The sequence below is a fragment of the Paenibacillus aurantius genome (genome assembly GCF_032268605.1).
In the GTDB taxonomy this organism is placed as follows: Bacteria; Bacillota; Bacilli; order Paenibacillales; family NBRC-103111; genus Paenibacillus_AO; species Paenibacillus_AO aurantius.
The window spans coordinates 4,355,701-4,375,000 of the sequence record NZ_CP130318.1 but is presented as its reverse complement, the minus strand read 5'-3'; the positions used below and the strand labels follow the sequence as shown (position 1 = coordinate 4,375,000).

Below are 19,300 nucleotides of genomic sequence, written 5' to 3'. Positions count from 1 at the left end.
GCCTGCTCTCTCTTAGACGGATCCCGAGTACCGCGGGGCACGGGAAACCCTGTGGGAATCCGGCAGGACCATCTGCCAAGGCTAAATACTCCCTAGCGACCGATAGCGAAGCAGTACCGTGAGGGAAAGGTGAAAAGAACCGCGGGAGCGGAGTGAAACAGAACCTGAAACCGTGTGCTTACAAGAAGTCAGAGTCCGTTAATGGATGATGGCGTGCCTTTTGTAGAATGAACCGGCGAGTTACGTTTACGTGCAAGGTTAAAGTGAAGAGCTGGAGCCGCAGCGAAAGCGAGTCTGAATAGGGCGCTTAAGTACGTAGACGTAGACCCGAAACCGTGTGATCTACCCCTGTCCAGGGTGAAGGTGCGGTAACACGCACTGGAGGCCCGAACCCACGAATGTTGAAAAATTCGGGGATGAGGTGGGGGTAGCGGAGAAATTCCAATCGAACTCGGAAATAGCTGGTTCTCCCCGAAATAGCTTTAGGGCTAGCCTCGGGGGTTAAGTCGTGGAGGTAGAGCACTGATTGGGTGCGGGGCCCGCCAAGGGTTACCAAGTCCAGTCAAACTCCGAATGCCATGAACTTGGACCCCGGGAGTCAGACGGTGAGTGCTAAGATCCATCGTCAAGAGGGAAACAGCCCAGACCATCAGCTAAGGTCCCCAAGTGTGTGTTAAGTGGGAAAGGATGTGGAGTTGCCCAGACAACCAGGATGTTGGCTTAGAAGCAGCCACCATTGAAAGAGTGCGTAATAGCTCACTGGTCGAGTGACTCTGCGCCGAAAATGTAACGGGGCTAAACACGCCACCGAAGCTATGGCTACGACATCTAAAGATGTCTTGGGGTAGGGGAGCGTTGTGTGTACGTTGAAGGTGTACCGTAAGGAGCGCTGGAGAGCACACAAGTGAGAATGCCGGTATAAGTAACGAAAAGACAAGTGAGAATCTTGTCCGCCGAAAACCTAAGGGTTCCTGAGGAAGGCTCGTCCGCTCAGGGTAAGTCGGGACCTAAGGCGAGGCCGAAAGGCGTAGTCGAAGGACAACAGGTTGACATTCCTGTACCACCGTAAACCGCTACGAGCGATGGGGTGACGCAGAAGGGAAGAGACGCAGACGGATGGAAGAGTCTGTCCAAGCAGCAAGGCTGGTGTGTAGGCAAATCCGCACACTGTAAGGCTGAGCTGTGACGGGGAGGGAAAATTACAGTACCGAAGGTCTTGTACTCATGCTGCCAAGAAAAGCCTCTAGCCAGGTGAAGGTGCCCGTACCGCAAACCGACACAGGTAGGTAAGAAGAGAATTCTAAGGCGCGCGGAAGAACTCTCGTTAAGGAACTCGGCAAAATGACCCCGTAACTTCGGGAGAAGGGGTGCCTCGGTAGGGTGAATAGCCCGAGGGGGCCGCAGTGAAAAGGCCCAAGCGACTGTTTAGCAAAAACACAGGTCTGTGCGAAGCCGCAAGGCGAAGTATACGGGCTGACGCCTGCCCGGTGCTGGAAGGTTAAGGGGAGCGGTTAGCGCAAGCGAAGCTGTGAACCGAAGCCCCAGTAAACGGCGGCCGTAACTATAACGGTCCTAAGGTAGCGAAATTCCTTGTCAGGTAAATTCTGACCCGCACGAATGGCGTAACGACTTGGGCGCTGTCTCAACGAGAGATCCGGTGAAATTTTAATACCTGTGAAGATGCAGGTTACCCGCGACAAGACGGAAAGACCCCATGGAGCTTTACTGCAGCTTGATATTGGACTTGGGTACGATCTGTACAGGATAGGTGGGAGCCAGAGAGTCATGAGCGCCAGCTTGTGAGGAGGCGACGTTGGGATACCACCCTGATCGTATCTAGGTTCTAACCTCCTCCCGTGAATCCGGGAGAGGGACCGTGTCAGGCGGGCAGTTTGACTGGGGCGGTCGCCTCCTAAAGCGTAACGGAGGCGCCCCAAGGTTCCCTCAGAATGGTTGGAAATCATTCGCAGAGTGCAAAGGCAGAAGGGAGCTTGACTGCAAGACGTACAGGTCGAGCAGGGACGAAAGTCGGGCTTAGTGATCCGGTGGTACCGAATGGAAGGGCCATCGCTCAACGGATAAAAGCTACCCTGGGGATAACAGGCTTATCTCCCCCAAGAGTCCACATCGACGGGGAGGTTTGGCACCTCGATGTCGGCTCATCGCATCCTGGGGCTGAAGTAGGTCCCAAGGGTTGGGCTGTTCGCCCATTAAAGCGGTACGCGAGCTGGGTTCAGAACGTCGTGAGACAGTTCGGTCCCTATCTGTCGCGGGCGCAGGAAATTTGAGAGGAGCTGTCCTTAGTACGAGAGGACCGGGATGGACGTACCGCTGGTGTACCAGTTGTTCCGCCAGGAGCACCGCTGGGTAGCCAAGTACGGACGGGATAAGCGCTGAAAGCATCTAAGCGTGAAGCCCCCCTCAAGATGAGATTTCCCAATTAGTAAGACCCCTTGTAGACGACGAGGTAGATAGGTTCGGCGTGGAAGTGCCGTAAGGCATGCAGCGGACGAATACTAATCGGTCGAGGGCTTAATCTACACCCCAAAAAGTGAAGCAGAGGCTGCGAAGGTGATTCCGATTACTTTTCGGGGACCCCGAGAGCACGAAGTAGGGGAGCGTAAAGGATGAAACAACGTAAGCTTCGATTCCAGTTTTCAGGGTGCAAACCCTGACGTTTGGTGATGATGGCGGAGGGGAACCACGCGTTCCCATCTCGAACACGACCGTTAAGCCCTCCAGCGCCAATGGTACTTAGATCGCAGGATCTTGGGAGAGTAGGACGTTGCCAAGCGGAAATTTTTTCTTCTCCAACAAGATAGTACTTAGCACACGGCGAAGCCCGTCTTGGGAGAATGGATTGGACAAGCGAAACCCACACATGTGGGATTTTTTCTTGCCTAAGAGAATAAGGGCCCTTAGCTCAGCTGGTTAGAGCGCACCCCTGATAAGGGTGAGGTCGGTGGTTCGAGTCCACTAGGGCCCACCATCCCTTTATTTTCCCTGATAGCTCAGTTGGTAGAGCACTCGACTGTTAATCGAGTTGTCACAGGTTCGAGTCCTGTTCGGGGAGCCATGGAGAGGTGTCCGAGTTGGCCGAAGGAGCACGATTGGAAATCGTGTAGGCGTCACAAGCGTCTCGAGGGTTCGAATCCCTCTCTCTCCGCCATACCGTATTAGTTTCGGGACGTAGCTCAGCTTGGTAGAGCACCTGGTTTGGGACCAGGGGGTCGCATGTTCAAATCGTGTCGTCCCGACCATTTTCTTATCCAACAGACTCCTGCTTTCGGGGGTTTTTCTTTTTTTTCAGCCAGGATCACCGGAACGTTCCGGTGATCTTTTTTTATTCCAGCGGACATCCCTAGAGGGAGGGTTTGACCTAAAGTAGATGTTTCGACTATAATTGTTATAACAACTAAATAAACGGGGGGAGATTGAAGAACGAGCAGCGGAGAGGTTGAAAATGAAAAACGAGCGGAGAGGTAGAGAATGAAAAACGAACGGTGGGGTGGAGAATGAAGACCAAGAAGGAGCCTTTCGGCTATTTAACCGCCATGGCGAGCCGGGTTATGGTTCGCAGTCTTACGCTTTCTCTCAAGCCGTATGACCTTACCCCGGAACAGTGGACCGTACTGAAACGGTTAGCCGAGGAGGATGATATCACCCAGAAGGAGCTGGCTCTGCGGTCGGATAAGGACCAGCCGACCATTACCCGGATTCTGGACATCCTAGAGAGGAAGCAGTTTATCAGCCGCAAGCCGAATGGGGAGGACCGGAGATCTTATCGCATCCTCATTACCGGCAAAGGCAGAGAGCACCAAGAGCTCGTTAGGCCCTTGGTGGAAGAACAATTTGAAAGCAAGCTCCTGAACCGGATTCCTCCTGAACATTTGGAGATTTTCAAGAGCGTCTTGTTTCAAATGATCGACAACCTAGAAAACACGCCGGATTAGAAAGAAGGAATGTAAAGAGTCCGGCTGTACAGACTATACAGAAAGAAGAGAGAGCCTTGAAGCAGGACACTTTATGGACCCGAAGCTTTCTAACGATCAGCTTCAGCAGCTTTTTTATTTTTATGACCTTTTATATTCTGGCCGTTACTTTGCCGACCTTCGTTCTGGAGGAACTGCAAGGAAGTAAAGATCAGATTGGCCTTGTCATGACGGTGTTTATCGTGGCCGCGGTCATCTTCCGGGTAGTGACGGGAAAGTGGCTGGACGAGAAGAACCGGAAGGTTCTGGTCACCGCCTCCTTGGTTATGTTTATGGTATGTTCCTTCCTGTATCTGTTCATTCATCAATTCTACCTGCTTTTGGCCTTGCGGTTTGTTCACGGGATTGCCTTCGGGATCTCGGCAACAGCCACCTCGGCCATTGTACTGGATGTCATTCCGGAGAAGCGCAAAGGGGAAGGTATCGGTTACTTCAGCCTTTTTATGAGCCTTGCCATGGTCGTGGGGCCCTTCCTGGGGCTTACTCTGACCACCCATACCAGCTATACGGTCCTGTTCATCGTCGTTTCGGTCTTAGCTTTATTAGCCTTGCTCTGCGGCGCGGTGACCGCCATCTCCTCGCCTCCGAAGAAACCGAGTCCGTTCCATTCCTGGAGCATCAAGCGGTACCTGGAGCCTAAAGCGATGCCTATCTCCATGGCTGGCTTCGTGCTGGCTTTCTCCTATGGAGCGATCTCTACGTTCATCTCCGTCTATGCGAAATCGATCGGGCTGGAAACCATCGCGAGCTATTTCTTTATCGTCTTTGCGGCCATGATCCTGATCTCCCGTCCTTTCACGGGAAGGCTGTTCGACAGGAAAGGGGAGCATGTTCTCGTTTATCCGGGAATTGTCCTGTTCGTAATCGGAATGGTCTGGCTGAGTCAAGCCTATTCCGCTCCTATTTTTCTGCTGACCGGAGGGATTATAGGACTCGGTTACGGTGCGATCCTTCCGAGCTTTCAAACCATAGCAGTTCAATCGGCACCTCCTCACCGAAGAGGCTTGGCCACCGGCACCTATTTTGTCTTTTTTGATTCGGGCTACGGGCTGGGTTCTTATTTCCTTGGCCTGCTGGCCGCGCGCACCGATTACCACACGATGTATTTATGGGGGGGACTGCTCGTCTTCCTTTCCCTGATTCTTTATTACGCCCTCCATCACCGCAAGCAGAGGAGCGAAGCGAGGAAGATGGTTATGGAGTAAGGCGAGTCCGGGCCGAAGATTTTGTCAAAAAGGATCGAAAGGCATCCGGTAAGAGAGACGAAAGACGGGGGTGTCTGCCCGAAATTAAACGGTAAGTCCTACGGGGCTTGCTGTTTTTTTTATTTTTGGTAGGTAAGCAGGAATGATTAAAAGTTTGTCGAATTATGGTAAATGAGACCAAAGACCTAGTTATTTCAGGGGTGACATCATGACGTTTTTTTCTTTGATTGCTCTCATGCTTCCATTGTTTTTTCTCCTATATACAACAATCGACATTATTCGCAGGGATCCGCGGAATAAGGAAAACCAATTGGCATCGCTTACCATGCTATGTCTTTTCTTGATTTTTACAGCGGATTGCTTCCAGCAGCTTCTTCCTCCCGACTATACCCTCCCGCTGTCCGGCTATCTCAAATACCCCGCCGCCTTGTTAGCGGCCGGAACCGGACTGATGCTGCATCAAAAAATAATCGGGGCCTATTCTCCTTTTCGTGTGAAAAGGATAGCCTTGCTGGGCTTTTCCCCTTTATTGCTGTACTTGGCTGGGGTATCGTTCGGCTCCTTCGGGCTTTTTTTCGGTGAGGTGGAGATTCATTCTCCGTGGAAGCGCGAGATCTTGGGGGGCGGCATGCTTGTGCTGTTAGTCCTTCTGGCCATCCTTCACGGGTGCAATCTGGCCATGTCCCTTCTCGCCATCCGGAGATGTGAAAGAGAGATCGAAAGAAGAAAGCTTGTCCTTCTGCTGCGGACAGATCTTCTCTTTGTCTTGGCTTCGATGCTGGTTGGAGCGGTGGAGGCTTTACGGGGAGAGGGCGCTTTCGTTCCGTCTTTCTTTTTCCTGCTGCCGGTTCTGGTTTGGGGCATCTCGATCCGTTTTCTCATTCATAAAAGCGAATTTCTGCCGTCCGTCACCAGCAAATATGAAGTGTTGTATAAACTGAGCCCGGTTGGGATTCTGTTGCTTGATGCCGATATGAGAATCTGGGAAGCCAATCCCGGTGCCCGGCGGGTGTTCGGCCGCGGATTGAACGGAAGACTCCCGGTGCCATTATCCGATTTTCTGAAGCAGGAGGACCGGCCAGATCGCAGGCAGGAGTCGGGGGGGAACCGGTTCCTGGGCACCGGGCAGGAGTTCACCATCCTGACGCGGGAAGGGGAAACCAAGACACTTCTCATGGATACGGAAAGCATGGCCAGCAGCGGTGGGAAGTATACGTATGCCATCGTCCGGGACATCAGTAAACGCAAGAGCCAGGAGAACGAGCTGGCCTATCTGGCGCATAACGATCCCCTTACCGGCCTGCCCAACCGCCTTTCCTTCGTGAAGGAGCTGGAGTCCCGGTTGGAGCAATCCCGCTTAAACAGCGGGTTCGTCGCCCTTCTGGTGGTCGATCTGGACCGGTTTAAACGAATCAATGACACGGTCGGCCATCCTCGGGGAGACGAAGCTCTAATGGAGAGCGCCCGGCGTCTGGAGGCATGTCTCGACGCCAATGGAATGCTGGCCCGGCTGGGCGGGGACGAGTTTGGGATCCTGCTCTCCGGGCTGGAAGAATACGACGATGTGGTAAAGGCGGCGGAGCTCGTCATTTACCAGTTTGTCGAGCCTTTCTCCTTAAAGGGAAGGGAATTTTTTCTCTCGGCGAGCGTCGGAATCAGCCTGTTCCCGTCTGATGGAATCACCAGCACCCAGCTGCTGATGAACGCGGATATCGCCATGGACCATGCCAAGAGAAGCGGAGGCAACCAGTACCGTTTTCACACGATGGAAATGAATGCCGCCTTTCAACGGCATGTGGAGCTGGAAGCCTATCTTCGCAAGGCTCTGGAGAGAGGGGAATTTACTCTTCTCTATCAGCCCCAGGTGGAGCTGGACGGAGAAAGGTTGATCGGGGTGGAGGCGCTGATTCGCTGGAACTGTGCGGAGCTCGGCCTCATCTCGCCTGCCCAGTTCATTCCGGTGGCCGAGCAGACCGGCCTGATCCGTTCAATCGGCCATTGGGTGTTGGAGGAGGCGTGCCGGGAAGCGAAACGCTGGGAAGCGTGCGGAGGGGGCCATGTGGAGATATCGGTCAACGTATCCGCGGGACAGTTTATGCAGCCGGACTTCGTCTCCAGGGTTAGAAGCATCTTAAGCAGCACGGGCCTTGCTCCGCAAAGGCTATGCCTGGAGATTACCGAGAGCATGGTGGTCCACAATCTTCAGGCTACGCTCACGATGCTGCAAGAGCTGGCGGAGCTCGGGATCCGGATTGCCATGGATGATTTCGGAACGGGGTATTCCTCCCTTAGTGTAATCAAGCAGCTTCCCATTTCCACGATCAAAATTGACCGCTCCTTCATGGGAGATTTAACGAAGGAAGATGCGGACCGTTCGATAGTTCCCGCGATCATCTCCATGTCCACCACGCTCGGCAAGAAAGTCGTGGCGGAAGGAGTGGAGACCTCGGAGCAGCTGCAGCTGCTTAAGCGAATGGGATGCGATACCGCCCAAGGCTATTATTTCAGCAGGCCGTTGACGGCTTCGGCCTTAATCCGGTATTTTCAATACGGGGTAGAAAAGCTCGACACCCGCACTTTGAGAGAGGATGCCTCCTCTCTGCCAAGTCAGCACCGGTATGCTCAATAACGATTCTATAATGGCAGCTTTGGTCCTCGGGCCGAAGCTGCTTTTTTGGGTTGTCCTGCTCACCGATTAATAACCGTACCCAAACAGGAAAAAATCTCTCCACTTCCAGGCATTAGGAAGATGGAACTAGAACGAACGGACCGGGTGGCCGGCTTTCTTTCCTTCTGCCCCTGGATGGCCTGTAAATGAATGGTATGAAAAATGAGAGCCTGGGCCTATTAAAAAAGGACCGGAATCTTGATTCAATGAGTAAAAAGGCGGGTAAGATGACTTTAGCAAAATTTTCTTTTTTTTAGCAAAAGGGGGGAAAGCACCATTTCATGCATCTCGTTACCTGGGTCTCCCTAGCTGCTGTCCTGGCCGTAGCCGTCATCACCGACCTGAAGGAAAAGAAAATCTACGACTGGCTAACGATACCTTCATTGGTATATTTTGGAATTCTTCATTTGGTCTTTGACCGCTGGTCAGGCTTGATCGGCAGTATAGTTGGGGCGGCCCTGCTCTTTGGTCTTTCCTTGCTCCTAGCCGCTCTTAGCAAAGGCCAGCTGGGTGGCGGAGATATCAAGCTGTTCAGTGTAATAGGAGCGGCTTTGGGAGCCCCGGACGGGCTGCTCACGATGCTGCTTACGTTTCTAGCCGCCGGTATGGCGGCTTGGCCAATCCTCCTTGTCCAGAGAGTCCGCAGAAACAAGGATAAGAAGCTGACGGAATTGGCCTTGGCGCCTTTCATGGCGCTCGGTACAGGAATTGTGCTCTTATTACTCAACTAGCAGGGGTGTCCTTATAACATGTTCGAATCGAGAAGACGTGCCGTAATTTTTACCAGCCTCTCCATCCTTATGGCCTTAACCGCCACCATCCTGTTCTCCAACTACATAAAATCCACCAAACAGAGCATGGGGGAACTGGCGCAGGTCCTGGTGGCCAAAACGGATATCGTGGCAGGACGGCCCATTGATCCGGATTCCTTTACCACGGAGGAAGTGCCGCGGAAGTACCTGCTGCCCTCCGTTATCCAGACAAAAGAGGAATTGAAAAACAAAATTACCGTGGTCCCCATTCCGAAAGGGCAGGTGATCACGACTTCCGTTCTTCGCGACAACACCGTGGTTTCCGGTGACCTTCGCCAGGTCATTCTCCGCGCTCCCATGGCGGTGTTTGACGACAGCATCGACGTTTTTGACAAAGTGGACATTATCGTTTCTTACGATGACCAGAGCGGTTCCCCTGATTCCATTGCCAAGCAGCAGGGGGTAACGAACGCAGGCAGCGCACAGGGTCAGGACAGGCGGGTGACCAAGGTTTTGCTCAAGGATGTGACCGTCAATAACGTGCAAAAAAAGAATGAAACGGAACTTTCGGCCATCGGCGTCGTATTAAGCCTCGAAAATTCCAAGAGCGCCGTTTGGGCTCTGAATTACGCCAAGGAGGTCAGGGTTCTGAAAAGCGGAACCTCCAAGGCGCTGAAGGAAGGAGAGAAAAAGCCTTGAGCACACCACGAATCAGCGTCGTTTGCGATGATTCCCGCCTGACCCAACAAATAACGCAGCAGCTGCACTTTCTCAATGTCCCTATCGGCGAAATTATCGACAAGCCGCGAGAAGCGTACATGCAGATCAACCTCAAGGAGCCGCGGATTCTGCTTATAGCCGAGCCATCTGAAGCGGTGAATATTTCTCAGGTAATTCAAAGCGTACGCAAGGTGAACGAAACGGCACCGATCATTTACTTGAGCAAAAACGCGGAATTCATTTCCCTCCGGGAATTGTACCGGTCCGGGGTCATGGATGTCCTGCAGCTTCCGGAAGAGATGGAGCAGCTGGAGAAAGCGTTGGAGAGGGCGAACGTTCAGTATAAGAAGAATGTCCAAAGGCAGGAGCTGCTTCAGCCCAAAGGGCAGCAAGGCTCCAGCCAGGTAATAACCGTCTACAGCGGAAAAGGCGGCTCCGGAGCTACCTTCCTTGCCTCCAACCTCGCCCAGACGCTGGCCTTGAACAGCGGGGCCAAGGTGCTGCTGGTTGATCTGAACATGCAGTTCGGCGGGCTTCATCAGCTGCTGGATGTTCCCCACGACCGCAACCTGGGCGATCTGAAGTCCGTTCTGAAAGAGCTGACCTTCAGCCAGCTCAACAATGTGCTCTACCGCCGGGAGGATTCGCCTTTAAGCGTTCTGCTGTCCCCGGCCCATCCGCAGGATGCGGAAAACTTCGGAAGTGACGACATCGAGCTTTTGCTGACGGCGTGCCGGCAGCATTTTGACCTGATTGTTCTGGATATTCCGAAGGAGCTGAACGAGGTCTCCATCAGCGCGATCAGCCAGACCGACCTGCTGCTGTACGTTCTTCAGCTGGACCGTCCGTCCATAGTCCGCATGCAGCAGGTCTACAACATTCTGGAGCGTTATCATCTCGTCAAGGACGAGAGCGTCGCTTTGGTCGTGAACCGGTTCAGCAAGAAGAACGACGTGACGCTGGACGATCTGCAAAAGATGACGCTATTCCCGGTATGGGGAACCATTGCAGACGGCATGAACGGGCTGCAGCAGCTGGTCAATCTCGGGCAGCTGCTGCATACGAAAGCAAACGACAAAGGTCCGAAAGGACCCGCCCGCGACATGTACCAGCTGACTTCCGTCGTGCTGCAGAAGGTAGGGGGGGAACCATCGAATGGCCATATTCCAAAAGCTCAGCAGCAGGTTGGATGACGGCGTCCAGCCGGAGAAATCGACTTCTCAGGATTACCTGGACTTTCTGTTCCACCACTACAAGGAACGCCTGCTGAAAGAGACCAACCTCGATTATTTGATTCAGCTGCCTCTTTACCAGAAAAGGCGGACGATCGAGAAATTGATTACCGAAATGCTCGAGGAAGAGAAGGTCATCATCACGCAATCGGACAAAACCGAGCTGCTCAGCATGATCCTGAACGATTCCGTCGGGTATGGTCCCCTGGAGCCTCTTCTGCGGGACGACGAAATTACAGAGATAATGGTCAACGGTCCGCATGAGGTGTATGTGGAGCGAAGGGGAACGATCAGTCTCTCCGATGTTTCATTCAAGAGCAATGAGCATATCCGCCATATCATCGACCGGATCGTGGCCCCTATCGGCCGCCGGATCGATGAAAGCTCTCCTCTTGTCGACGGCCGTCTCGAGGACGGAAGCCGGATCAATGCAGCGATCCCGCCCATCGCGCTTCACGGGCCGGTGATCACGATCCGTAAGTTCAAGAAGGATCCTTATGCGATGAAGGACTTGATCGGCTTTCAGACGATGTCGGAGAAGATGGCCCGGTTCCTGCAGGCCGCCGCCGCCTCCAAGATGAATATCATTATCTCAGGGGGGACGGGCAGCGGGAAAACCACCCTGCTGAACGTCGTATCGGCGGCCATTCCGGTCGGGGAGAGAATCATCACCATTGAGGACATGGCGGAGCTCAGGCTGAACCGCAAAAATGTCGTCTCCCTGGAGGCAAGACCGGTAAACATGGAAGGCACCGGGGAAATCTCCATCCGCCAGCTGGTGAAGAACGCCTTGCGGATGCGCCCGGACCGGATCATTGTCGGGGAGGTCCGGGGCGGAGAAGCCTTGGATATGCTCCAGGCGATGAACACGGGTCACGAAGGCTCCCTGACCACCATTCACGCCAACAGTCCCCAGGATGCCATGTCCCGGCTGGAGGCGATGATCATGATGAGCAACCCGTCCATGACGGTGGATGTCATTCGGCCGTTCATATCCTCCGCGATCCAGCTTGTCGTTCAGACGCTCCGGCTGACGGACGGAACGAGAAAAATCGTCTCGATCGCCGAAGCGGGCCTGGAGAACGGGCAGCTTAAGCTGAAGGACATCTTCCGCTTCGACCGAAAGGGAGTGGAGCTGAACGGCCGGGTCATCGGCGACTTCACCGCGACCGGCTACGTGCCGGCATGTGCCGCCCGCTTCCGCTCGTTCGGTCAAGAGCTTCCGGCCGACTGGTTCGCCCCGGAAGGGGGGAGGAACGAGCGTGCCGTTTGAAACCTGGATGCTGGTTGTGGTGTTTGTCTTTGCATTCTCGGCGGTGATGGGAGGAGCGGAAATCATCTCGACCCGACGGAACCTGAACGCCCTGAACCGGCGGATGAGACCGCTCTATACGGCGGAAGCCCGCCGGAAGAAGAGTGTCCTGGACCGTTACGAAGCCAAGCTCGCCCACTCCGACTACGGTTCGGAGCTGGGAGAGAAGCTGAAGGGAGCCAACTTGACCCTTTCGCCTCTTAGGTGGATGGCGATCCAAGCGGGGATCTTCACGGCGCTATCGGTGCTTCTCGGTGTTCTGCTCAGCCTGAAGTTTCCGTTTAACCTGATTGTCTCCTTCTACCTGACCGTCTTTCTAAGCCGCAAATGGCTGAAGTCCCGGAGAAACAAATTCGCGCAGCTCGTCAACAGCCAGCTGCCCGAGGTAAGCCGGATGCTCGCTTCCTGTCTTCGGGCGGGGATGAGCATCCAGCAGTCCATCGAGACGGTGGCAAGAGAGCTGAAGGCGCCGGCCGGCCCGCTTTTTAACGCGATGTCCCAGCAGCTGCATCTCGGGACTTCGGTGGAGGCGGTTTTTGAGAAGATGAGCGAACGATTCTCCAGCAAAGATTTCCAGCTGCTTCTGAAGACAATCATTATTCAGCGTAAGGCGGGCGGTAACCTGGGACAGGCGCTGGATCATCTGGCCAAAACGCTGGAGGACCGGGCGAGAATGAACCAGGAGTTGAGCAACCAGACGGCGGAATCCCGATACATCGCCATTACGCTGGCCGTTATCCCGATTGTGTTGATTATAGGGTTTAATGTCGTATTTGACGGGTTTATTATGCCGCTGTTCACGATTCCGGGTCTCATCCTTCTCGTTGTGGTGGCCATTCTGATGACTATCGGCTTCCTGGCCATCCGTAAAGTTTCCAACATAAAGGCGTGATTACATTGAGCGAATGGATAGACGTATGGCTTTACGGGGCTTTTGCGATGTGGACGCTGGCGATGCTGGCCCTCTGCCGGTACTACTTCGGCCGCATCCGCTTAAAGAAAACCCTGGGCCTGATCAAAACAACCCGGAAGAAGAAAAAGAAGCTAAGTGACGAGTGGAAGGAGCGGATCTTCCGGTGGTCCAATACGCTCGCTCCTCTCGGGCGCCGTTTCCGAATCTTCTCCAATGAGAAGGAAATGGAGCGCAAAATCGCGCTCGCCGGGGCTCCCGGCGGCCTGAATGTCGATTCCTTCTACGGCTTCCGCTTCTTGTGCATGTTCCTTGGCCTGCTCTTCGGGACGCTGCTCTCCTATATCGGGCTGGGCGGCGGGCTGATGCAGATTCTGTTCTTCCTGGCCGGCATGTTCTTCCCGATCCTCTGGATCCGATCGGCTGCCAACAGCCGCCAGGAACAGATCGGGATCGAGCTTCCGGACTTCATGGACTCCATGAGCGTCACCCTGCAGGCAGGGGTGCCCCTGGACCCGGCGATGAAGCAGATTGTGGATGACATGGAAGGTCCGCTCGGGGAAGAGCTTACCCGGTTTCAGCAGGAGCTCGACATCGGCGTCCCCCGGGAAGAAGCGTATACGAGGCTGATGAACCGCAACCAGAGCAAAGAGCTGGAGACTCTCATCCTGTCGCTTATTCAAGGAAGCCGGCTCGGGGTTCCGATTGCCAACACCTTCAAGCTTCTGGCCGAGGACATGAGGGAATCGCGCATCGGCAAGATCAAGGAACGGGCCGCCAAGGCCGGACCGAAGGTCACGATGATTACCACGTTCCTGATCATGCCCGCCGTTATTTTGAGTATTATGGGCCTTCTGGTGCTTAACTTTATCTACAATCCCGGGGCATTCGGGATCGAATGGAAATCGATTTTCTAACCATTGAAATAGAAAAGATCAACCATTTGAGGAGGAAAATAATTATGTTGAAAAACTTGGGAATCCGTCTGTATGGTGTCGCTGCTAAAGCTCTAACCCCCGTCAAGAATGAAAGAGGCGCTCAAGCCATCGAGTATATCGGAATTGCGGCCGTCGCCGTCGTTCTTATTCTGGCTCTTATCTCGGCTGTCGGCGACAAAGGCGGCGGAATTGCCGGGGCTCTGGTCAAGAAGCTGGAAGAATTCATCGGAAAACTCAAAATCGGCTAAGAAGAGAGAAGTGGTGGACCATGAAGCTTTGGTGGAATAACGAAAAGGGCTCCCAGTCGATCGAGCTCATCGGGGCGCTTCCGCTCTTCCTCTTGATGATCATCATCGTGTGGCAGTGTGCCATGGTGGCGTCGGCCGCCCTTTCCGCCAAAGCTGCCGCCATGGAGGGAGCGCGTGCCGCCATGGTGGAGGGGGACTATGACCGGGCGGCCCGCAACATGCTGGGAAGCTATGAGGTGACGAGCGTATCCAGCTCGTCCGTCGGTTCGGATTACGTACAAGTATCCGTGACCCTTAACGCTCCCTTACTGATGAGCGATAAGCTGTTCAACACCTCCGGCTTGTCGCTGCCCATCACCTCCAAGGTAACGGTGCGCAAGGAAAGCAAGGAGGAGGACGAGTAACGCTGGTTACGGCATGCCCGAACGGGTACCGCCCGGCTAATCCAATAATCTGCCTGTGAGGCAGTCCCAGGACGGTGTCCCCTGCAGATGATGAAGGGGACACTATGCTTAAAGCGGGGAGGAGGACACGTGAAAAAATCGATTGTATCGCTGATCATGGCTTTCCTTGTCTTTGCCGGCTCCGGTTGGACGGCTCATGCCAAGGATATTGATATTTATCTCGATAAGAACCCCATTGAATCCAAACAGGGCAATTCAGGTGACAATGTAAGCGTGGAAACGGGCATTCCCGATGGGAACGTTGACGTGGGAGGCGGAACGCCGGGAGATTCCGTCCAGCAGGGGCCACCTAAACCGGCGGATCCTCCCACAGGCTCCGGGGGCAGCTCCCCAGATGTCACCCCGCCGGATGGCGGAAGCGGCACGGATCCCAAGGTGCCGGGGCCGGTAAAACCGGGGACCGCCGGTACGCCCGGCGTTCCGACCAGCGACCCGAATGCACCCGGCGGAGGCAAAGCCGGCGATCCGAACGCCCCGGGTGGGGGGAAGCCGGGGGATCCCAACGGCAGCAATAGCGGCAAACCGGGCGACCCGAACGATCCGGGTAACGGGAAGCCGGGAGATCCTAGCATCCCGGGCCTGCCGGGAAGCGGGCAACCTGGCATGCTCGGCCCTTATCTCCCGTACGGCCCCGGGGTAACCTCTCCCTGGTACCAGCCGGTTCCTCCGGGACCTGACGATAACGGGCAAACGACCGATCCTTCCCAGCAGCAGCCTTCCACCAATCCGGACCAGCAGAAGTCCGAGAAGAAAGAAGAGGATCTCCCCTGGTGGAAAAAGCTATATAATAAAGTGAAGGAGAATACCGTCGGACGGGGAGTTCTCGGGATGGTGGCGGGAGCCCTCGGGGCCGCGATTGTTGTCGGGGTCACCGTGGCCGTCGGCGCCCTGATCGGTGTCACGATCGGCGTTCCGCTCATCATTGCGGCGGTTGTCGTCGGGGCAGTGGTAGGCGGAATATATGCCGCCATGCATACCGACTTTGACTTCCTTAAGACCATGGGAGTCGGCGGACTCGCGGCCACGTTCGTGCTCTCCCTAGGGCAGGCAGGAGCCGGTGCGGGCATTCTTCGGGGGGCTGTCCAGCTGTTCAAAAGCCCCGGTACGGTAATCCGGGGCATCCCGAATGCCCTGAAAGCCCTGCCCGGCCAAATTCGTTCCTTCCCGAACGCCCTTAAGGCGTCGGGAAACTTCTTCAAGAGCACGGGGCGCTCCATTTTCTCGGGGCTTAAATCCGCCTTCAAGTCGCCCATCGCCACCCTGAAGAAGCAAATCATCAATCCCAAGTTCGTGACGACCTTCCAGATCAACTTCATGGCGAACATCTTCTCGGACATGGCGTTCAAGGGACAGCTTCCCACGGTCAAGACCGCGTTGATTTCGCTTGGGGAATCCGTCTTGAGTACCCTGGTCTTCGACAAGCTTTCGGACATTACCGGATTTCATGCCGTTACCCAGCTTGGGAAGCGGACCTCCAAATTTTTTGTCAGCTTTACAGAGTCCTTCACGTCGGCCGCCATGTTCAAAGGCATTCTGACCAATCCGGGCGAGCTGGCGCAGCGGAGCTTCATCAAGAGCTTCATTCTGGCTCCGTTCTTTAAGACGAAGATCAAGAACCAGCGGCTGAAGGAGAACCATGGTTCCGTGCCAAAGGATTTTGAAGACAAAGGAATCAAGCTCTCGGAAAGCAACATCGGCAAGAAGGGCATGACCAACTCCCAGGTCGATAATTTCTGGAAGGGAAAGGTCAGCACCGATTCGAACACCTTCAAGAGGTGGCAGCAGAACGGCTCCCAGATTACCCAGAAGCAGTGGGATCAGCTCAAAGCCAACGATGCCAGACTCCAGCAGCTTCAGAAGAATGACAAAACGATGGAGAAGCTTGCCGGTAAAGTAACCGATGAAATCGTGAAGAAAAAATACTTTCTGTGGAAGTGATAGGCATGAAGAAATGGGTTTCCTCGCTCCATCCGAAATCGTTGAATAAGTACTTATACCTGACTACCGCTCTGTTCGTCGTAATAACGTTCATCGTGGCCTATCTCGGCGGGGATCATAAGTACATTACGTTTCAACAGGGAGTCTTGATCCTGGTCCTGTCCGCCCTGCCCGGTCTGGTGGGGACGCTTCTCATCTATATGAGGGCGAGTGCGGAAGACCGGAAGGGCTACAATTTTCGCTTCGGGCTGGTCGCCCTATTCATTATTGCCAAAATATGGTACGACTACATGTAGCAAAAATCGGAGTGATCTGCCGGCCGGGGCTGCTGCCCCGGCCATCCTTGGTTGGATGAGGCAGGCGATCCGCCTGCCCGGCAGACAGGCGAAAGGACGTGCACTTTCTTGAAGGTATCCATACCGCGGCAGCCGGCTTACGGGCTGCTGCTCATCACGCTAGTCCTGGGTGGCTGCAAGGGGGGGAAAGAAACGGCGGCGTCTCCGGATCCGGTCCCGGCCGCCACTTCATCGGCTTCGCCCGCGCCATCTGCCCGCCCCTCGGTCAATCCGGAGACGTTCAAGCCCGGAGCCCGGGTCGTCCAGGTGAAGGCCGAGGCTAAGCCGGGCCAACCTACCCCCGGGAAGACGGTCCAGGCTTCCGATCTGGCCGGTGTGCCCCATGCGGACAAGCTCAAGCCTATAATCGAGTCGGGGGCGATTCCGCTTACGAACGGAGCCTTCCGGCCCGATGAGACGATCAAGAGAAGCGAATTCATCCGCTGGATGACGGCCTATGATCCAAAAGGTATCATGCCGAGAAAGCCCAAGAAGCCGAGCTTTCCCGACGTGCCTCCGGATCATCCCGACTATTCGCTTATCGAGGGCATGATGATTTCGGGAACGGTGACAGGCTATCCGGACGGCACGATGAAGCTTGACAAGGAGCTCACCCGGGAAGAGCTCGGGCTGATCTGGGGTTGGTACCAGGGGGACAAGAACGTCATTTCCCCGATTGTCACCGCCAAGGAAACGGTCCGTTATTTCCTGAAGGATTACAAGGACAATGCCCAAGTCGCGGACCCTTTTCTCTTCGCGATGAATACGTATGCCAAGAACAAGGACAGCCTGTACCAGCGCGTATTCGGAGCAGCGGATGAATTGAAGCCGCAGCAGCCCGTAACCCGTTCCCAGGCCGCCTTATGGATGGCGGAGTACTATGCGAACGAAGGCAGCTCGGCCACGCCATCCCCGACGCCGTCTCCTTCCGCCATACCTGACGGAGGAACAGGCGGGCAGCCTGCGGAAACGATTCAGGTGACCGATATCGCGGGGCATCCGGCTGAACGGCTGCTCGTCAAGTTCTTGGAGGCCGGCGGAGCGAAGCCCGATTCCGACGGCCGCTTCAAGCCCGAGGAGATGCTGACGCGCGGGGAGTTCCTGAAGTGGGCCTCGAGCTACGACCCGCGGGGAATACAGCCGGGCAAGCCTTCCGCTCCCAGTTTCCCGGATGTTCCGTCGGAGCATCCCCAGTTTGGATTAGCGGAGGGCTTGAAGGCGGCGGGAAGGATCACGCCTCTTCCCGACGGCACCCTGCAGTTGGACCGGGACCTTACCCGGGAGGAGCTGTGTCTCTTATGGGGCTGGTTCAGCAAGAACGAATCCGTGATGGAGAAGAAGCTGGATTTCTCGGACGTGTTTCTGAACAACTACACGGACGGCAAAGCCATCGGGGAGCCTTACCGCTACGCGGTGGACTATTACCTGTCACACAACAACAATATCTACAAAGGAACGTTCGGACGGACGTCCAAGCTTAATCCGCAGGCTCCCGTTACCCGGGGGGAAGCCGCCGCATGGATCGTAAGCTATTATGAATCGACGGAGTCTAACTAACGGAGTGATGACGAAATGAAGGGCTGGCTGCGTCCGCTGGAAAACGAGAAAGGGAGCATGTCGATCCTGAGCCTGTTTACGGTTATAGGGGTAGTGGCCGGCAGTGTCTGGATGCTGTACTTCTTCATGGGCTTCATCGAGAAGCGGCAGTCCCAGAACATTGCCGATGCCGCCGCCCTGGCCGCTTCGCAGGAGCTCAGAGACCGGTATGAGGATGCGATGAAGGATAAGGTGGTCCGGGTATCGGATGCTTTCAAGAAAGATATCCTGGAACTGGTGGAAGACCTGCTCAAGAAAGCGGCGGAGCCTTCTCCGTCCCCTTCGGGCGAGCCCGGGCCAAGTCCGGCGGAGCCTACCCCTGAGCCGACTCCCGCTCCTTCCCCGTCGCCCACCCTGAATCCGGGCCAGTTGAAGAAGGACCGCAAGGAGCTCTTCCTCAAGCTCGCGACGGAAGCCGGCGTCGGCAGGGCGCTTGCGGAGAAGCTGTACGACGGGCTGGATAAGGACAAGGACTGGCTGATGGTCGTAACGGACGAATACTTCATGAATTTGGATGTCGACGGGTTCACCCCCGAGCTCAACGGCAGCCTGCTGTGCGACACCTACCGGCAGAACAGCGGCATGATCAAGAACGCCGTGTCCACCATCGTACAGATGAACGGCGGGTCGCTCGAGGAAGCCTCCATCACGTTCCCGAATGAGCAGGAGCCCAGATTGTTCGTCAAGGCAGGACGGGAAATGAACATCACGAACATTTCCTTCAAGAGGAACATTACCTCCCTTGCCGCGGGCGGCCTGGGGAGTAAAAAATTTGATATTGACGTTAGTAAATGCCCGCAGGGCAAAGACACGGAAATCAGCTTTCCCTAAGGTTTCCCGCTTGGAAATTTCCGGATCTTTTTTTGCCTCCGTGCTTCCCAGACCGCATTTCCGCGGCCGGAAACGGAGGTTTTTCACACTTTTTGGTTGGAAAACGCTTGTTAAGCTGGGAATAGTGGTTTACGATGGAAGAGCGGCACTCTTTCAATC

Annotated in this window: 15 protein-coding genes, 4 tRNA genes and 2 rRNA genes (1 of these 21 cut by a window edge); all 21 read left to right on the top strand. The window is 55.1% G+C overall.

Going from position 1 to position 19,300, the window contains the following annotated elements; translation table 11 throughout:
• Positions 1–2,540 (top strand): 23S ribosomal RNA (locus tag MJA45_RS19895) (it extends 393 nt beyond the left edge of the window).
• 137 nt (positions 2,541–2,677) lie between these two features.
• Positions 2,678–2,794 (top strand): 5S ribosomal RNA (gene rrf, locus MJA45_RS19890).
• Positions 2,795–2,912: 118 nt separating this feature from the next.
• Positions 2,913–2,989 (top strand) — tRNA-Ile (locus MJA45_RS19885).
• Between the two features lie 11 nt (positions 2,990–3,000).
• Positions 3,001–3,076 (top strand) — tRNA-Asn (locus MJA45_RS19880).
• A 1-nt stretch (position 3,077) separates the two neighbouring features.
• Positions 3,078–3,169: transfer RNA gene (locus tag MJA45_RS19875), tRNA-Ser, on the top strand.
• Positions 3,170–3,183: 14 nt separating this feature from the next.
• Positions 3,184–3,260: transfer RNA gene (locus MJA45_RS19870), tRNA-Pro, on the top strand.
• Between the two features lie 255 nt (positions 3,261–3,515).
• Complete coding sequence (locus MJA45_RS19865; protein ID WP_315603641.1) at positions 3,516–3,953, top strand: MarR family winged helix-turn-helix transcriptional regulator; 438 nt, start codon at positions 3,516–3,518, stop codon at positions 3,951–3,953.
• A 56-nt stretch (positions 3,954–4,009) separates the two neighbouring features.
• The gene (locus MJA45_RS19860; RefSeq protein WP_315603640.1) at positions 4,010–5,197 is read left to right on the top strand and encodes an MFS transporter; all 1,188 of its coding nucleotides are present in this window, start codon (positions 4,010–4,012) and stop codon (positions 5,195–5,197) included.
• Between the two features lie 340 nt (positions 5,198–5,537).
• Complete coding sequence (locus MJA45_RS19855; protein ID WP_315603639.1) at positions 5,538–7,826, top strand: putative bifunctional diguanylate cyclase/phosphodiesterase; 2,289 nt, start codon at positions 5,538–5,540, stop codon at positions 7,824–7,826.
• 320 nt (positions 7,827–8,146) lie between these two features.
• A complete protein-coding gene (locus MJA45_RS19850; RefSeq protein WP_315603638.1) occupies positions 8,147–8,596 on the top strand; it encodes a prepilin peptidase in 450 nt (149 codons plus the stop codon).
• Between the two features lie 18 nt (positions 8,597–8,614).
• The gene (locus MJA45_RS19845) at positions 8,615–9,316 is read left to right on the top strand and encodes an SAF domain-containing protein (protein WP_315603637.1); all 702 of its coding nucleotides are present in this window, start codon (positions 8,615–8,617) and stop codon (positions 9,314–9,316) included.
• Positions 9,313–10,530 (top strand): CpaE/TadZ family protein, encoded by a 1,218-nt coding sequence (locus tag MJA45_RS19840; RefSeq protein ID WP_315603636.1) that lies wholly within the window; start codon positions 9,313–9,315, stop codon positions 10,528–10,530. The genes MJA45_RS19845 and MJA45_RS19840 overlap by 4 nt, the downstream gene beginning before the upstream one ends.
• Complete coding sequence (locus MJA45_RS19835; RefSeq protein WP_315603635.1) at positions 10,493–11,842, top strand: TadA family conjugal transfer-associated ATPase; 1,350 nt, start codon at positions 10,493–10,495, stop codon at positions 11,840–11,842. The genes MJA45_RS19840 and MJA45_RS19835 overlap by 38 nt, the downstream gene beginning before the upstream one ends.
• Entirely contained in the window at positions 11,832–12,773 is a 942-nt protein-coding gene (locus MJA45_RS19830; protein WP_315603634.1) for a type II secretion system F family protein, read from the top strand. Before MJA45_RS19835 ends, MJA45_RS19830 begins: the two co-directional genes overlap by 11 nt.
• Before the next feature lie 5 nt (positions 12,774–12,778).
• Positions 12,779–13,708, top strand: a complete 930-nt coding sequence (locus MJA45_RS19825) for a type II secretion system F family protein (RefSeq protein WP_315603633.1) — start codon at positions 12,779–12,781, stop codon at positions 13,706–13,708.
• Positions 13,709–13,752: 44 nt separating this feature from the next.
• Positions 13,753–13,977, top strand: a complete 225-nt coding sequence (locus MJA45_RS19820; protein WP_315603632.1) for a Flp family type IVb pilin — start codon at positions 13,753–13,755, stop codon at positions 13,975–13,977.
• A 20-nt stretch (positions 13,978–13,997) separates the two neighbouring features.
• Entirely contained in the window at positions 13,998–14,381 is a 384-nt protein-coding gene (locus MJA45_RS19815) for a TadE/TadG family type IV pilus assembly protein (protein WP_315603631.1), read from the top strand.
• 129 nt (positions 14,382–14,510) lie between these two features.
• Positions 14,511–16,379 carry a proline-rich domain-containing protein gene (locus tag MJA45_RS19810; RefSeq protein WP_315603630.1) on the top strand — a complete coding sequence of 623 codons (1,869 nt, stop codon included), beginning with the start codon at positions 14,511–14,513 and terminating at the stop codon, positions 16,377–16,379.
• 5 nt (positions 16,380–16,384) lie between these two features.
• Complete coding sequence (locus MJA45_RS19805; RefSeq protein WP_315603629.1) at positions 16,385–16,675, top strand: hypothetical protein; 291 nt, start codon at positions 16,385–16,387, stop codon at positions 16,673–16,675.
• Positions 16,676–16,783: 108 nt separating this feature from the next.
• Complete coding sequence (locus MJA45_RS19800; protein WP_315603628.1) at positions 16,784–18,271, top strand: S-layer homology domain-containing protein; 1,488 nt, start codon at positions 16,784–16,786, stop codon at positions 18,269–18,271.
• A 15-nt stretch (positions 18,272–18,286) separates the two neighbouring features.
• On the top strand, positions 18,287–19,141 hold the full coding sequence (locus MJA45_RS19795) for a hypothetical protein (RefSeq protein ID WP_315603627.1): 855 nt from the start codon (positions 18,287–18,289) through the stop codon (positions 19,139–19,141).
• Positions 19,142–19,300 lie beyond the last annotated feature (159 nt).

Excerpts from the sequence above, each read along its gene's own strand:
- MJA45_RS19845 (WP_315603637.1), top strand. The coding sequence starts at position 8,615 with ATGTTCGAATCGAGAAGACGTGCCGTAATTTTTACCAGCCTCTCCATC.
- MJA45_RS19820 (WP_315603632.1), top strand. The coding sequence starts at position 13,753 with ATGTTGAAAAACTTGGGAATCCGTCTGTATGGTGTCGCTGCTAAAGCT.
- MJA45_RS19795 (WP_315603627.1), top strand. The coding sequence starts at position 18,287 with ATGAAGGGCTGGCTGCGTCCGCTGGAAAACGAGAAAGGGAGCATGTCG.
- MJA45_RS19805 (WP_315603629.1), top strand. The coding sequence starts at position 16,385 with ATGAAGAAATGGGTTTCCTCGCTCCATCCGAAATCGTTGAATAAGTAC.
- MJA45_RS19865 (WP_315603641.1), top strand. The coding sequence starts at position 3,516 with ATGAAGACCAAGAAGGAGCCTTTCGGCTATTTAACCGCCATGGCGAGC.
- MJA45_RS19815 (WP_315603631.1), top strand. The coding sequence starts at position 13,998 with ATGAAGCTTTGGTGGAATAACGAAAAGGGCTCCCAGTCGATCGAGCTC.
- MJA45_RS19850 (WP_315603638.1), top strand. The coding sequence starts at position 8,147 with ATGCATCTCGTTACCTGGGTCTCCCTAGCTGCTGTCCTGGCCGTAGCC.
- MJA45_RS19835 (WP_315603635.1), top strand. The coding sequence starts at position 10,493 with ATGGCCATATTCCAAAAGCTCAGCAGCAGGTTGGATGACGGCGTCCAG.